Source organism: Humibacillus xanthopallidus (assembly GCF_006716675.1).
Taxonomy (GTDB): domain Bacteria; phylum Actinomycetota; class Actinomycetes; order Actinomycetales; family Dermatophilaceae; genus Humibacillus; species Humibacillus xanthopallidus_B.
Genome location: NZ_VFPM01000001.1, coordinates 1,578,008 through 1,592,226, shown reverse-complemented (window position 1 = coordinate 1,592,226; position 14,219 = coordinate 1,578,008). Strand labels below are relative to the sequence as shown.

Below are 14,219 nucleotides of genomic sequence, written 5' to 3'. Positions count from 1 at the left end.
ACGCGCATACGGGGTCGGAAATTGGGCACTCGACGGGAAGGGTCTGGTCGAGTGCTCACTTCTCGGCCGGCATACGGGGTCGGAAATTGGGCACTCGACGGGAAGGGTCTGGTCGAGTGCTCACTTCTCTACCGGCGTACGGCTATCCGGAGAGGTATTCGACGACGGCGATGACGCGGCGGTGCTCGTCGGTGTTGGGGGCCAGTTCGAGCACGGTGTAGATCCGGGTGATGTGGTTGATGACGGCCTTCTCCGAGATGAACAGCTCACGGGCGATCGAGGCATTGCTCCGTCCTGCGGCCATGAGTCCGAGCACCTCCCGTTGCCGGTCAGTGAGACGGTCCAGGGCGCGCCTGCGTGCCGAGCCGGGCTTCATCAGGCGGTCCACCACCTCGGGGTCCAGGACCACCTCGCCGGCACAGATGCGGTGCAGGTCGGCTTCGAACCGGTCGATGTCGGCGAAGCGCTGCTTGAGGAGGTAGCCCACGCCCCCGCGTCGCTGGTTGATCAGCTCCAACGCGTACTTCGTCTGGACGAACTGCGACAGGACGAGGATGGCGGTGCTCGGGTGGGCGCGCCGGATCGCCAGCGCCGCCTCGAGACCTTCGTCGGTGAAGCTCGGCGGCATGCGGATGTCGGTGACCACGAGGTCGGGCAGGTGCGTGTCGACGGCCCGGATGAGCGCTGCACCGTCGCCAACCGTCGCAGCCACCTCGAAGCCGGCCGAGGTCAGCGTCAAGGTGAGGCCGTGGCGCAGCAGTGCCTGGTCCTCGGCGATCACGGCGCGCACGGGATCTCCACCAGGACCTTGGTCCCCCCGCGTTCGGGGCTGGCGAGCGACAGCGTGCCGCCGAGGGCGTCGACCCGGTCGATCAGGCCCCGAAGGCCGGTCCCGCGGGTGACCACGTCGGGCGTGGCGCCGCCGACGCCGTCGTCCGCCACGCTGATCTTCACCCTGTCGTCGTGCCGTTCGAGCATGATGTCGACGGACTGCGCCTGGGCGTGCTTGACCACATTGGTGAGGGACTCGGCGACGACGAAGTAGAGGGTGGTCTCGACCGCTCCAGGCAGTCCTTGGTCGGACCCTCGTCGCACGACGCGACCGCGCACGGGGAGAGCCTCGCTCAGGTCCTCGACGGCTGCAAAGAGCCCCTGCTCCGTCAACAGCGCAGGCATCAACCCGTGGATCAACCGCCGCACCTCGCCACTCACCTGGTCGAGGTCGTCGTGCAGGCCGCGGGCTTCGACCGCCGCCTCGCCGTCGAGGACGGACTTCGCGAGTCGGGCCGCACGCCACGACAGCAGCACCAGCTGGGACTGGAGGCCGTCGTGAAGGTCGCGCACGATGCGGCGGCGCTCGCGGTCCTGTGCCTCGAGCAGCCGGACCCGTGACTGCCGCAGCTCGTCGCCGCGGACCTGGAGCTCGTCGGTCAAGCGCTCCCGGTCGAGGGCGATCGCGAGGACTCGCGCGGCGGCATCGACCTGCCGCCGGTCGGTGATGAGCGCCGGGTCGTAGGTGATCTGGGCGACGCGCCGGCCGTCGAGGTCGACCTGGACGACGCCGTCCTCGGGGGCGGGCTCGGCGGCGGGGTCGGCGGCGGACTCGGCGTCGGACTCGTTGGCGGACTCGTTGGCGGACCCGGGGGCCGACAAGGGGGCCTCGTCGAACGTCACTCGCAGGGTGGGGTCGCCGAGGGTTGCCGCGAGGGCGCGTGCCATGCGGGGGCGACCGGACCCCGGGGCGTCGGACCCCAGCCACAGCGCGAGGTCGTCGACCTCGTAGGTCGGTTCGAACCCGCCACGCAGTACGCAGACGGCGAAGGCCACTGGGATGCCGGCGAGCGCGACCAGCTGCACGAGGAAGACGGTGACCGGGTCCAGGGCCAGTGCATCGACGATGTAGCGGCTGAGGGGGATCGTGAAGACCGTCACGACCCCGTAGAGAGCCAGGGGCGCGAAGACGCGCCGCTGTCGCGGGGTGATCGCCAGGAGGCGCTGGCTGAGGATGACGGCTGCGGCGATCTCCACGACGAGACCGAGGAGTCGTTGTGCCAGCCGGGCGGCGGCGATGACGTCAGGGCGCCCCGGTCCGTCGAGCAGGCCGTCGGGAGGTCCGGCCAGCAGGTAGGACGGGGCCTGCAGGAACACGCTGTTGACGTAGGCGCCGAGCACGATGACGCGAGACGCCGCACCGTGGAGCCGGCCCGAGGGGAAGGCGAGGAGCAGGTGGATGATCAGGGCGAGAGGCACCGTCGAGAACACTGCCCCCACCACCTGCAGGGGACGGATCTCGCTGTTGCCGAAGCCGACCAGGATGTTTGCCAGCGCGCCCATGACCAGCAGGAGGCCCATCCCGTTCCGGGGACGCCGGTGCCAGGCCACGAGCCCCGCCCCCGCGTAGACGGAGGCGAGTGCCGGCAGGGTGAACGGGATCCAGTTCTCCCCGTCGGCCGCGACGAGCACGCACACCTGGGACATGACGAGGATGCCGATGGTCAGGCCCAGGACCACCAAGGACTGCTGTGGCTGACGCCTGGCGCGTTGCCAGCCCCCATTGTTCGTCACGCAATTACTTTGTCAGGCTCATGCGTTTACGGCGGGAATGAGGGTGGGCGTGTGCAGGAATCCCGGATATTGGGGGGTTAGCCCCATAGGTCGGCGTGAGTCCGCAGCACAGGATCAAAGGGTTGAGGAAAAGGCATGTCGTCAGCCCTAGGAGTATTCGTGTCCCACGAACTGTCGTCGCCGGCCGAGGCGAGGCCCGTCGTCCTGCACGCCGCCCGGCGTCCGCGCTTCGTCTCCGTCGTGGCCGCCCTGTCGGTGGCCCTGGCCACAGCGCTCACGACGGCGACGACCTCCCAGGCGACCGTCCAAGCGGATCCCGTGCGAGGCGCCAGCACCCCGATCCCCTGGTCCGACCTGAAGGACCCCGCCGCGGTGCGGGCTCCCGGCGTGGTCGTCGACACGATGATCCCCGACGTGCTGGGCAGCGGCACCCCCGGCGTCCGGGTCGGCGGCACGTACTACAAGGCGCCCTACACGGGGGTGGACAACTCCAGGCCGAGCTACCGCCAGGCCCGGTGGCAGGTCGTGGTGCTGTCGCAGCAGAACCTCAAGCTGCGCTGGAACCGCACCTACACTGACGGCGGTATAGAGATCGACTCGACGTCGACGAAGGGGCGAGCGGGGGCACTCGACAAGGACCTCACCGCCCTGCAGAACGACCCGGTGCCCTCGCTCGTCATCGTCACGAGCCACGACACTCCCGGGTGGGTGGGCTTCGACCCGTCGGCATCGGCGGTCACCCCGGTGCTCAAGGCCATGGGTCTCACGCTTTCCCCGGCTGCGGCGCAACGTCCGGGCGCGACCGGCGGCTTCTCGGCGGTGGTCAAGGTCAACGGCCGCCAGTTCACGCCGCAGTACAAGTGGAGCAGCATCAGCCACGGGGGGCGGATGTCGGGCCTGCTCGTCTACGACCAGTTCCTCAACTACCGCTACGTCTCGAACGAGCGGCCCACCATCGACACCCGCAGCATCGAGACCTGCAACGTGGCCGCGACGGACTGCCGAGTCGGCATCACCGTGGGCAGCCCTCGGGGCCCGGGAGCGGAGGACCTCCAGACCGTCCAGACCAACGGTGGCGCCGGCTTCATGGTGCGGGTCTACGACAAGCTCACCTTGAAGGTGATCGATGCGAGGTCCTTCAGCACCGGCGGCAACGGCCACTCACTCGACACCGGCATGGACGACCAGGCCCGGCAGATGACCGTCTACCTGCGCAGCCTGGCCTCGAGCACGGGGAACCTCGCCGTGCTGACGTCCTACCGCAGTCCCGCCTACCGCAACATCGTGATGAGCCACGGCGTGACCCAGCAGACCATGAGGCAGCTCAGCGAGGCTGTCGCCACCGTGGGCGGGAGCCGTGACACCTTCAACCGGACCGTGGGGGTCGCGGGTCAGGACTACACCCTCGTCGGGTGGGCCGACCCGACGCTCGGCGCAGCTATGGAGGGAGCGGGCTCCGAAGCTGCCGGCCCGAACGCCCGGCTGCGCGCGGTGTTGCGCCGCGACCAGCACTCGCTCTTCCGCCCCGTCAACGGCTCTGCCGAGCTCCCCGTCGAGGACGACCTCGCTACCGTCGCCTGGTCGACACCGACCGGCACCTGGCCCGCGCTCAACGGCAACGTCATCGCCTACCTGCGGGGTCGTCAGGAGGTGCAGGACACCAACCACTCGCTCAGCGCCGACCCGCGGCGGCAGTACTGGTCGGACGTCTCGCTCAAGTCGGGGGCGGCGCGGGACGGGTCCGCCATGACCGCGCTGGCAGCGGCGGTGGCCTCCGTGCCGCCTCCCGCGCCGTCGCCTCGTCTGAGGTTCACGACGGAGGAGTTCCGACAGACCCAGAAGCAGCTGCACGACGAGATGGTCCTCGTCGGACACGTGCGCTCCAACCTCGACAGCCTCGCGCTGCCACTCGATGCGGTGAAGGGCGACTACCAGAACCGCATCAACGCCATCGTCGACGAGATCTACTCGGACGCGAAGGAGCAGAAGGAGGCGGAGTTCGACTGGGAGGGGTTGTTCAAGGCCCTGGTCGGCATCACGGCCGCACTCGGCCCCGGAGCGCTCGTCAAGGCGTTCTCGGTGTCGGCCAACGTCGCCGAGAAGCTGGCCCACGCCCTGCACGCCACCGCCGGACTCATCGAGGCCAGCGCGTGGGGAGCCGCGCACAGCAAGGACGGGCCGCCGGCCTACGACACGTTCTCGCTGAAGCGTGACGAGATCGCCGAGCACATCGGACGCAGGACGGACGCCGCCATAGCCAACCTCACCATCATGGGCGACCTCGTCGTGGCCGACTGGTCCAAGCTGCAGCGCGTCGGCAACTGGTGCTTCACGACCGCCAGGCCGGAGGGGGTCTGCGGGGCCAGCGACGAGCGCTGGTCGAAGCTCGCGACGGCCGCTCTCAAGCGCGCCAACGACCGCGCGGTCTGGACCCAGGCCAGCCCCCTAGCCTACGCCGCCTACGACCTCGGCGAGACCTACTACCCCACGACGAACCCCGACGACTTCACCAACTACTACTACTGCGGCGCCTTCTACACCTTCAACGACGCCCCCGAGGACGCGGTCGCCGTCCTGCGTCGAGGCAGGTACCTCCCTCTCGACGGCTCGACCCTCGACGCCCGCGTCAGCCTCCGCCAGCCCGACCCCCGGACGCAGGCGTGGACGCTCTGGCCGACGTCGCAGGTCTACGTCATGGGGCTGAAGGAGCCCAACAGCCCGCAGTGGAGCGGACACGCATACCCGCCCGCGGAGGTCATGGAGCGGATGTTCGACCCCGTGCAGGTCGACGGCGACCCGGACCAGGGAGGCCTCGGGATGTCGAAGACGCAGTTCATCCCCTCCCTGCCGCACAACTACACGATCCTGTGCCAGTGGAAGGGGCAGACCGACGCCACGATCCCGATGGCGCCTGCATCCCCGCCCGGCGTCCCCTGACCGACACCACCCATCCGCTCCCGGAGTCGGCGGGCCGTGCCGCAGCACGACCCCCGACTCCGTCCCATCGCAGTCACCTCGAGGAGAATCATGGCTCGACCGATCCGCACCGCGCTGGTGGCCGCCGTCGCCGGCGCCCTGATCCTGGCCGTGGCCGCCTGCAGCCCAGGGGGGTCACCCGCGGCCGGGCAGGGGCTCCCGAACGACGTCACGCAGGTCATGGACTCCGCGCGCTACTCCAGCTCCCGGTGGGGTCTGCTGACCTACAACCTCAAGACCGGCCGCAACGAGATGCAGCTCAACGAGCGGCAGTTCTTCGTGCCGGCCTCGACGGCCAAGCTCTACAGCTTGGGCGCGGCCTGGCACACCTTCGGCCCCGACCACCGCTTCACGACGCCGGTCTATCGGCAGGGCGCGATGACGAACGGCACGTTGGCCGGCGACCTCGTCCTCGTCGCCTCGGGTGACCTCACCATGGGGGGCCGCACGAAGGCCGACGGCTCGGTGAGCTTCGCCAACCTCGACCACAACGACGCCAACGGCATCCCGGGCGCCACCCTGATCCCCGAGGACCCACTCGGCGGGCTCAACCAGCTGGCGAGCCAGGTCAAGGCCTCCGGCGTCACGCGAGTGTCCGGCGACGTCATCATCGACGACCGGCTCTTCCAGCTCGACCGCGAGCAGAACGCCGAGGCGCCCGCGACCCCGATCGTCATCAACGACAACCTCATCGACATGGTGTCGACTCCCACAGCCGTGGGCCAGCCGGCGAAGCTGGACTACCGGCCCCACACGTCGGCCTACACCGTGACCTCCACCGTCCGCACCGTCGAGGCAGGGCAGCCGGCTCAGGTGACCTCAAGGGTCGTGGCTCCGGGGCGCATCGAGCTGACGGGTCAGGTGCCGATGGGGATCACGCCGCCCCTGCTGCACGTCCAGCAGGTCGAGGACCCGGCGGCCTTCGCCCGCTCCGCGTTCATCGACGCGCTGCGCCTGGCGGGCGTCACGGTCGACGTGAGCGCCTCGGGCGCCAACCCCTCGGGTGCGCTGCCGCCGAAGTCGTCGTATGCCGCCGGCAACCGGGTCGCAGCCTACGTCTCGCCGGTGTTCTCGGAGTACGTCAAGCTCATCCTCAAAGTCAGCCACAACCTCGGGGCCAACCTGACCGTCTGCCTCCTCGCCGTCCGTGCGGGTTCGACCGACTGCCTCGACGGGCTTGAGGTCGAGCGCGACTTCCTGCGCGACGTGGCGCGCGTGCCCGTCGAGCAGGTGGTGCTCAACGACGGACAGGGTGGCTCGCTCGGCGACGTGGTGACCCCGACGGCCACCGTCGCCCTGCTCCGCTACTTCCAGACCCGACCGGACTTCGCGCGGTTCCGGGCCAGCCTGCCGGTCCTCGGCCGGGACGGCTCGCTCGCCATGGTCGTGCCCGACAGCCCCGCCGCCGGACACGTCCAGGCCAAGACCGGCACCCTCGCCGCCGGTGACCTCCTCAACAACCGGCTCCTCATGCCGAGCAAGGCCCTGGCCGGCTACATCGACACGAGCAACGGCCAGCTGCTGGCGTTCTCGCTGGTCGTCAACTACGTGCCGGCCTCGTCCATCGACGACGTCCTGCAGGTCAACACCGACCTCGGCCGGGTCGCTGCCGCCATCTGGGGCCCTCGTGGCGCAAAGGGTAGATCATGAGACGTCCTTCGAGAGTGCCGGTGATCGCGGTGCCACTGGTCGCCGCCACGATGTCCCTGGCGGGGTGCGGGGGCGGCGTCACCCCGGCGACCCAGCCGGCGCCCACCGGCTCGGGCCCGGCGTCCACGTCCGCAGCGCCTGACTACGCGTCGACGTTGCAGACGCAGATCCCCGAGATCATGAAGGAGAACGCCATCCCGGGTGCTGTCGTGCTGATCGAGTCGCCCGGCAAGGGCAGCTGGTCGGCGACGTTCGGCACGGCGCAGCTCGGCGCCACGGTGCCGATGTCGCTCGATGACCACCTGAGGATCGGCAGCAACGCCAAGACGATGACCTCTACCGTCATCCTCCAGCTCGTCGAGGAGGGGTCGATCTCGCTCGACGACCCCATCTCCGACTTCCGGCCCGATGTCCCGAACGGCGAGAACATCACGATCGCCCAGCTGTCGGAGATGAGGAGTGGGCTCTACAGCTACACGTTCGACCCCGGCTTCAACAAGACCCTCGATGACGACCCCCAGAAGGCCTGGACACCCGACGAGCTGCTCGCGATCGCCCTGCGCCACCCCGCCAACTTCGAACCGGGGACGCAGTTCGAGTACAGCAACACCAACACCGTGCTCCTCGGCGCCGTGATCGAGAAGGTCACCGGAATGAGCGCCTCGGAGGCGTTCGAGAAGAGGATCTTCGAGCCACTCGGCTTGAAGAACACGTCCCTGCCCGCCGCCGACGACGCGTCGATCCCCACGCCCCACGCACGCGGCTACCAGTTCGGCACCAACGTCGACACGATCGACTCGTATGCCGTGCCGAGCGACCGCCTCCCGCAGGTGTCCGACGGGACGCTGCTGCCGATCGACCAGACAGAGGCGAGCCCGTCGTGGGCGTGGACCGCGGGCGGCGCCATCTCAACCCCGCGCGACCTCGCGGTCTATGCGAAGGCGCTCGTCACGGGCGGGCTGCTCAAGCCCGAGACGCAGAAGCTGCGCATCGACAGCATCAAGCCCACCGTCGCGGGTCAGCCGAGCGGGGTCGGCTACGGCCTGGGCATCGCGCAGTTCGCGCCGGGTGTCCTGGGCCACGACGGTCAGCTCCCCGGCTACTCGAGCTTCATGGTCCACAACCTCGCCACCGACGACACCATCATCATCGGCGTCAACCTGTCGGCGTCTCCGATCAAGGGCGAGAACGCCGCGGTCGTGGTGGCCAAGGCGGTCATCGCCACGCTCTACGGATCGTCGGCGACGCCTGCGGAGACCACGTCATCGACGCCGACCCCAACGTCCACGTGACGTCGTCGAGCAGGTCGCTGCCGCAGAACGCCGGGAGCCCCGTGCCCACCGTGCAGACAGGGGCCCCGGCGCCCCATCATGTCCGGGAGCTGGGTCGGCTGCTACTTGCCCGGCTCCAGCCTGGAGAACCCCGCGGACGGCATCGAGCTCCACTTCGACCGCCCCACCCGCGACGGCGCCCTCCACGCAGCCGGTTTCATCCACCGGGGACCTTCGTCGACGAGTGGACGCTGCATGGCACCTTCACCAACAGCGCCCCGTGGAGAAGCCCTGCCGGTGGAACTCCGTCGGTCTGACTTCTCGTATGCGAAGGGCTGGTTGAACGGCGTCGCCACCATCAGGATGATGGTCTTCAAGGATCTGAGGCCGTCCTACGGCACGGCGAAGACCGGGCTCGACGTCGAGGAGTTCCAGGTCACGGCCGATGAGCCCGGCTACCGGGATGTCGTCGTCCATCGCGACGTCCACTCCGTGCCGGGCCACACGCTCAAGGCGCTGCGCTACCTCAACTATGTCATTCCCTACCAGCAGTGACTGCTACCCGGCCGACCGTGACGGCCGCTCGAGTGCTCACTTCCTGACGGGCATACGGCGTCGGGAAATGGGCACTCGACGGGAGGGCGGACGGATCGCTCTGTCGATCGTCAGCTCGGGGTGTAGGCCTTGAGGAAGCTGAGGATGAAGGGGGCGGACCCGGTGACGCCGTTGTCGCCGACCTCGTTGTAGGCGGCGATCGCGAGGTCACCCTTGCCGGCGACCATCCACGTGTGGGTGTCGGGCGGGCTCTTCGTGCCGAACTCCGCGGTGCCCGTCTTGGCGAACTCGACGCCCACCGGCTTGAGCACGGTGCCGGACCCCTCGTCGACCACGGCACGCATCTCCTGGCGCAGCACCTCGGCCTCTTTGGGGTCGAGCGGTGTGGCGGGTGCGGGCAGCGCGGGCGCTCCGGCCACGAGGCTGGGCCGCACCGTCTGCCCCTTCATGACGGACGCGACGACGAGAGCCATCGTCAGCGGTGACGCCTCGACCTTGCCCTGCCCGATGAAGGAGGCCGCGTGCTCGACGACGTCGTCGGTGGCCGGCACCGACCCGAGGAACCCGGTGAAGGGCAGGTCGAGCTTCTCGCCCATGCCGAGCGACTGGGCGGCACTCGTCAGGTCGTCCTGGCTGACCTTCTCGTGCTGGCTGATGAAGGCCGTGTTGCACGAGTAGGCGAGCGCCGTCTGCATCGGGATGTCGCCCAGCTTGTCCTTCGGGTAGGTCGTGTAGTTGCTGAAGCGGCGCCCGTTGACGGTCAGCGTCTCGGTGCACGGCAGCTTCGTCTCGGCCGTCGCGCCCTTGCGCACGAGGGCGAGCGAGCTGACGATCTTGAACGTCGATCCCGGGGCCGCCTTGCCGGCGAGTGCCAGCGTCGAGCCCTTGGCGCCGGGGCCGACGGCCGCGGCGAGCACCTCGCCCGTCGACACCTTGACGACGACGAGGGCGGTGGGCCGGGCGGTCTGCTTGGCGAGGGCGGCCTCGGCCGCGGTCTGGGCGCGCGAGTCGAGGCTGACCTTGAGGGGCTCGCCCTCGGTCGAGACCTCGGCGAAGAGCTCGCGCTGGTCGATGACGCTGCCGTCGGCGCCGTGCTTGACGGCGCGCATGGACAGCCCGGGCGTGCCGCGCAGCTGCTCGTCATAGCGGTACTCCAGCCCGCTCTGACCCACGTCGTCACCGGCCTGGAGCACCCCACCGGAGTCCTTGACCTGCTCGGCCGTCGCCTCGCCGACGGAGCCGAGGATCGGGGCGGCGAAGGTGCGGGTGGGCCCGAGCACCTTGAGCGCCGGCACGGTCAGCGCCCCCTTGACGGCATCGATGGCCGCTCCCTGCTTCTCCAGCACCGGGTCGTCGGATCGCAACGTGATCGCCTCGACAAAGGCCTTGCTACCGGCGGCCGACACCTTCGCGGCATACCGGCCCGGGTCGATGCCGACGAGGCCAGCGAGCTGCTTGGCGGACGACGCGGCGGCGGCACCCGACACCTTCGACTTGTCGATGCCGATGACGGCGACCTCACGCTCCGTCATGAGCTTGGCGCCGTTGGCGTCGACGATGTCGGCGCGGCGAGGCCACGTGCGCTTCATCGCCAGCGTCTCGTCGGCGGTGAGCTGCGGCGCCACGACCGCGGGCGACCACGCGACCTGCCACACGTTGTCGACGAGGCGCATCGGCACGGTGGTGGAGTAGGTCCAGTCGGTCGGCGACGCGGAGACGTCCCAGCGGGTCTGGAGGGTCGCGGTCGCGGCGTCCTTGGCGTCGTTGGCCTTGACCGAGGTGACGGTGACCTCGGGGCGCAGCGTGCCGAGGTCCTTGTAGGCCTTGGCGACGAAGGCGGTTGCCGCCGCGGGCTTCGTCGAGCCCGAGAACGTCACACCCGACAGGTCGGCCTTGGCGAGGCCGGTCGCCAGCGCCTTCGCGGCGTCCTCAGGAGGCGGCGCCTGCTCGAAGAGCGAGCAGCCGGCACCGATTCCGAGCACGAGCACGCCACCGAGGGCGGCAGCAACGGTCGATCGGGCGCGTCGGGTGCGGTGGGGGCCAGACATGGGCACACCGTACGTGCCGCCTCTGTGCGCGGTTGTCATCGCGCTGACGCGTCGCCGGTATGCCGTCCGGCCGGCTCGGGCGCCAACGGCTCGTCCGTGAGTGGCTGCGTCGGCTCCGGACTGGGAGCCGCCGGGGTGGTCGGCGCCCCCTGACCGGGCCCGGCCGGACCTTCACGCCAGCCGTCGCCGACAGGCCGGATTCGGGGCAGGAGCAGCGAGCCGGCGAGCCCGATGACGACGGCCAGCACGAGCGGGCCGGGGCGGTAGGCGAGGAGAGCCTGCACGAAGACGTCCTGCCCGGCGGCAGCGACCTCGCGCACCGTGCCGGGCAGTCCGTAGCCCGGGCGGAGGAGCACGGTGATGTTGACGAGCATGGTGATGGCGGCCTCGAGCACCCAGACCATCGCGAGGGCGAGGACCCACGTGATGACGCGGCGGGCGGGGCGCAGACCCACGGTTGCGAGGGCGAGGCCGAGCAGGATGCCGACGAGCCACCGGGTCTGCCCGACGAAGCGGTAGGCGGCAGCGGAGCCGAGCAGCGCCACGGTGAGGGCCGACAACCAGTTCACGGTGAGGACAGCGAGCGGGGCCGCGGCGAGCGCGCGCAGCACCGGCTTCCCGTAGGCGACGCAGAGGCCGAGCGCGAAGCCGACGAGGCTGCACCCCACGGCCAGGACGATGAGAGGGCGTAGCACGCGTGCGTCGCCGTCGAAGGTGCCGGCGGACTGCCGCGCGGCGCCTGCGGACTGGACCACCGTGTAGGCAGTGGCCGCGAGGGCGCCGGACAGAGCTGCAAGCGTTCTGCGGATTCGCTTGGTGCCATGGGGTGTCGACCACAGGACCGCCAACGCCGAGACGGCCCCGGCGCAGAGCGTGAGGACGACGAGCAGGGGCAGCTGGCTCGTGAGGAAGGGCAGGGTCGAGAGGTAGTCCTCCGGAGGCAGCTCCCGCGCGGTGGTCAGTCGCGGCGTGATGTGAAGGCCGGTGACGACCCACGGGAGGGCTCCGACGACCCACCACCCGGCGAAGGCGAGGGGGGCGACGGGCCACACGCGACTGCGCAGGGGTCGGCGCACAGGACGGTCAGCCGGCCGGCTGATCGCCTCGTCGGGGACCTCGACGGCGTCGTCCACCCGCAGATCCGATCATGAGATGCCGACATCCTGCAATCGGAAGGGCAGGACTGTTATCGGCCACCGACGGAGTGCTCTCTCGATCGGGATGCGCCGACGGAGTGCTCTTTCGATTGGGGTTGTGGCGACGGAGTGCTCTTTCGATGGGGGAGAGCCGGTGCTCCGGGGCCGCTCAGGGGCGGTGGGGTCTCCACAGCTGTACCGAGGCGACCGGCTCGAAGCCGGCGGCCAACGCCGCGCGCAGGGCTCGGGCGTTGCCCGGGGCGCAGGCCGCGACGACGACCTGCTCGCGCGGCACGAGGGTCAGTGCCGCCTGGGTGACCTCGGCGCCGGTGTGGCCCTTGCGCGGGTCGACCTCGATGCCGAGCTCGGGCAGTCCGCCCAGCCCCGTCGCGAGGGTGACGAGGGTGTGGTCGTCGGCGGCGGCATACCCGAAGGTGGCGACGCCGGTGCGCACCGCGGTGGCGTGCTCGGCGCGTGGGTGGTTGCGCAGGTCGCTGCGGGGCACGAGGGTGGGCTCCCCGCCGAGCCCGTTCGCGACGAGCACGACGTCCAGGGCGTCGATCCAGCCGTCACCCGCGAGGCCGGCGACGAGCCGGGGGTTCGTGGCTCCGCCGAATCCGTTGGCGCCCAGGGCATCGATGCGCGCGTCGGCCACGTCGTCGGCCACGGCGATGAGGGCGTGGCCGGTCAGCGCCACGACGCCCTCGACCCCCTCGTGCCACGGGTCGACGCGCTCCCACGCGCCGTCGACGTCGGGGAACTCGCCGTGGGCGGCGTTGCTCAGGACCTGCGCGATGGGGTGCACGCCGCCCATCCAACAACGGACGTGGCCGCTGCGCCCACCGATCCCACCACCCGACGGGCGTCGCCCGCTGCAGGTAGGTTGAGCACATGTCACGACCGCACGCGGCCGCCATCGTCGAGGACACCGTCCACGAGCAGATCGAGCGCGTGCTCCGCAGCCGGGGCTGGGGCAACCGCGTCATCACCCACGTCGGCTACGGCTCGCCCTCCTTCGTGCGTGTCTTCGCGCGAATCCTCCTCGGGCGCAAGGGTCGTGAGAGCACGGAGGGCCCGGAGAGCCGTCAGGACGCGACCGGTGCGCTGAGCCCCGCCCACTACGACCGGGGCTGGCGGGCCTTCCTCACCTCGCCGGCGACGGGGGTGCCGGTCAAGGTCACTGCCGGTGACCGCGAGATCTACGGCCGCTCCGACCGCGGCGGTCACGTCGACATCGTCGCGCGCGACCACGGTCTCGCCCCGGGCTGGCAGCAGGTCGTCGTCGAGGCCCAGGGCACCGCCCCGGTCGCGGCCGACGTCTTCATCGTCGGCGACGACGTGCGCTTCGGCCTCGTCAGCGACATCGACGACACCGTCATCACGACGATGCTGCCGCGCCCGATGATCGCGGCCTTCAACACCTTCGTGCGCCGCGGCAAGGCCCGCCACGCGGTGCCCGGCATGGCGCCGATGTATCGCCGCCTCCTCGCCGCCCACCCCGGGGCGCCGATCGTCTACGTCTCGACCGGCGCGTGGAACACCGCCGCGACCCTCAACCGGTTCCTCCTCGAGAACGGCTTCCCGCTCGGGCCGCTCATGCTGACCGACTGGGGCCCGACCAACACCGGGTGGTTCCGCAGCGGTCGCGACCACAAGCGCACGTGCCTCCACCGGCTCGCCCGCGACTTCCCCGACATCAAGTGGCTGCTCTTCGGCGACGACGGGCAGCACGACCCGCAGCTCTACGCCGAGTTCGCCGAGGCGCGCCCCGACCGGGTCGACGCCATCTGCATCCGGCACCTCTCGCCGACCGAGCAGGTGCTGAGCAACCCGATGAAGATCGACGCGCCGGCCCGCACGATGGGACCGCGCACGGTGGCGACCTTCTCGGCGCCCGACGGGTACGGCCTCCTGCGCACGCTCACCGAGCAGGGCCGGGTCGGCGACCCCGTGGCCGAGCACGAGCAGCCCTCACGTCCCCAGCGACAACCCGCCCCCTGACGCCCCCGGATGTCAGA

General features: G+C 70.4%; 10 protein-coding genes. 5 read left to right on the top strand and 5 right to left on the bottom strand.

The annotated features are described in order from the left end of the window. Positions 1 to 142 precede the first annotated feature (142 nt). Together FBY41_RS06975 and FBY41_RS06970 are read right to left on the bottom strand one after the other, a co-directional pair. On the bottom strand, positions 143 to 790 hold the full coding sequence (locus FBY41_RS06975; protein ID WP_141842587.1) for a response regulator transcription factor: 648 nt from the start codon (positions 788 to 790) through the stop codon (positions 143 to 145). Then, entirely contained in the window at positions 778 to 2,565 is a 1,788-nt protein-coding gene (locus FBY41_RS06970; RefSeq protein WP_141842586.1) for an ATP-binding protein, read from the bottom strand. Before FBY41_RS06970 ends, FBY41_RS06975 begins: the two co-directional genes overlap by 13 nt. Before the next feature lie 159 nt (positions 2,566 to 2,724). On the opposite strand from FBY41_RS06970, the gene FBY41_RS06965 reads away from it, so the two are divergent. The 4 genes from FBY41_RS06965 to FBY41_RS06950 all read left to right on the top strand — a co-directional run bounded on the left by FBY41_RS06965 (position 2,725) and on the right by FBY41_RS06950 (position 9,017). Beyond that, positions 2,725 to 5,502, top strand: a complete 2,778-nt coding sequence (locus FBY41_RS06965) for a hypothetical protein (RefSeq protein ID WP_141842585.1) — start codon at positions 2,725 to 2,727, stop codon at positions 5,500 to 5,502. 90 nt (positions 5,503 to 5,592) lie between these two features. Beyond that, positions 5,593 to 7,191 (top strand): D-alanyl-D-alanine carboxypeptidase/D-alanyl-D-alanine endopeptidase, encoded by a 1,599-nt coding sequence (gene dacB / locus FBY41_RS06960; RefSeq protein ID WP_141842584.1) that lies wholly within the window; start codon positions 5,593 to 5,595, stop codon positions 7,189 to 7,191. Next, positions 7,188 to 8,483 carry a serine hydrolase domain-containing protein gene (locus FBY41_RS06955; RefSeq protein WP_141842583.1) on the top strand — a complete coding sequence of 432 codons (1,296 nt, stop codon included), beginning with the start codon at positions 7,188 to 7,190 and terminating at the stop codon, positions 8,481 to 8,483. Before dacB ends, FBY41_RS06955 begins: the two co-directional genes overlap by 4 nt. A gap of 345 nt (positions 8,484 to 8,828) precedes the next feature. Next, positions 8,829 to 9,017, top strand: coding sequence for a hypothetical protein (locus FBY41_RS06950; protein WP_141842582.1), 189 nt, complete (start codon positions 8,829 to 8,831; stop codon positions 9,015 to 9,017). 110 nt (positions 9,018 to 9,127) lie between these two features. Here the strand turns inward: FBY41_RS06950 and FBY41_RS06945 are convergent, their stop codons facing one another. From FBY41_RS06945 to FBY41_RS06935, 3 genes are all read right to left on the bottom strand, one after another. Then, positions 9,128 to 11,065: a penicillin-binding transpeptidase domain-containing protein gene (locus FBY41_RS06945; protein ID WP_260439596.1), complete on the bottom strand. Its 1,938-nt coding sequence runs from the start codon at positions 11,063 to 11,065 to the stop codon at positions 9,128 to 9,130. Positions 11,066 to 11,100: 35 nt separating this feature from the next. Continuing rightward, complete coding sequence (locus tag FBY41_RS06940) at positions 11,101 to 12,198, bottom strand: hypothetical protein (RefSeq protein WP_141842581.1); 1,098 nt, start codon at positions 12,196 to 12,198, stop codon at positions 11,101 to 11,103. A gap of 172 nt (positions 12,199 to 12,370) precedes the next feature. Then, positions 12,371 to 13,006, bottom strand: coding sequence for an N-acetyltransferase (locus FBY41_RS06935; protein ID WP_221629214.1), 636 nt, complete (start codon positions 13,004 to 13,006; stop codon positions 12,371 to 12,373). An 86-nt stretch (positions 13,007 to 13,092) separates the two neighbouring features. Here FBY41_RS06935 and FBY41_RS06930 point away from each other — a divergent pair, with 86 nt between their 5' ends. Next, positions 13,093 to 14,202, top strand: a complete 1,110-nt coding sequence (locus tag FBY41_RS06930; RefSeq protein WP_141842579.1) for an App1 family protein — start codon at positions 13,093 to 13,095, stop codon at positions 14,200 to 14,202. Positions 14,203 to 14,219 lie beyond the last annotated feature (17 nt).

Bases quoted from the DNA above. Each gene is read 5' to 3' on its own strand.
- dacB (WP_141842584.1), top strand. From the start codon at position 5,593: ATGGCTCGACCGATCCGCACCGCGCTGGTGGCCGCCGTCGCCGGCGCC.
- FBY41_RS06955 (WP_141842583.1), top strand. From the start codon at position 7,188: ATGAGACGTCCTTCGAGAGTGCCGGTGATCGCGGTGCCACTGGTCGCC.
- FBY41_RS06950 (WP_141842582.1), top strand. From the start codon at position 8,829: ATGGTCTTCAAGGATCTGAGGCCGTCCTACGGCACGGCGAAGACCGGG.
- FBY41_RS06945 (WP_260439596.1), bottom strand. From the start codon at position 11,065: ATGTCTGGCCCCCACCGCACCCGACGCGCCCGATCGACCGTTGCTGCC.
- FBY41_RS06930 (WP_141842579.1), top strand. From the start codon at position 13,093: ATGTCACGACCGCACGCGGCCGCCATCGTCGAGGACACCGTCCACGAG.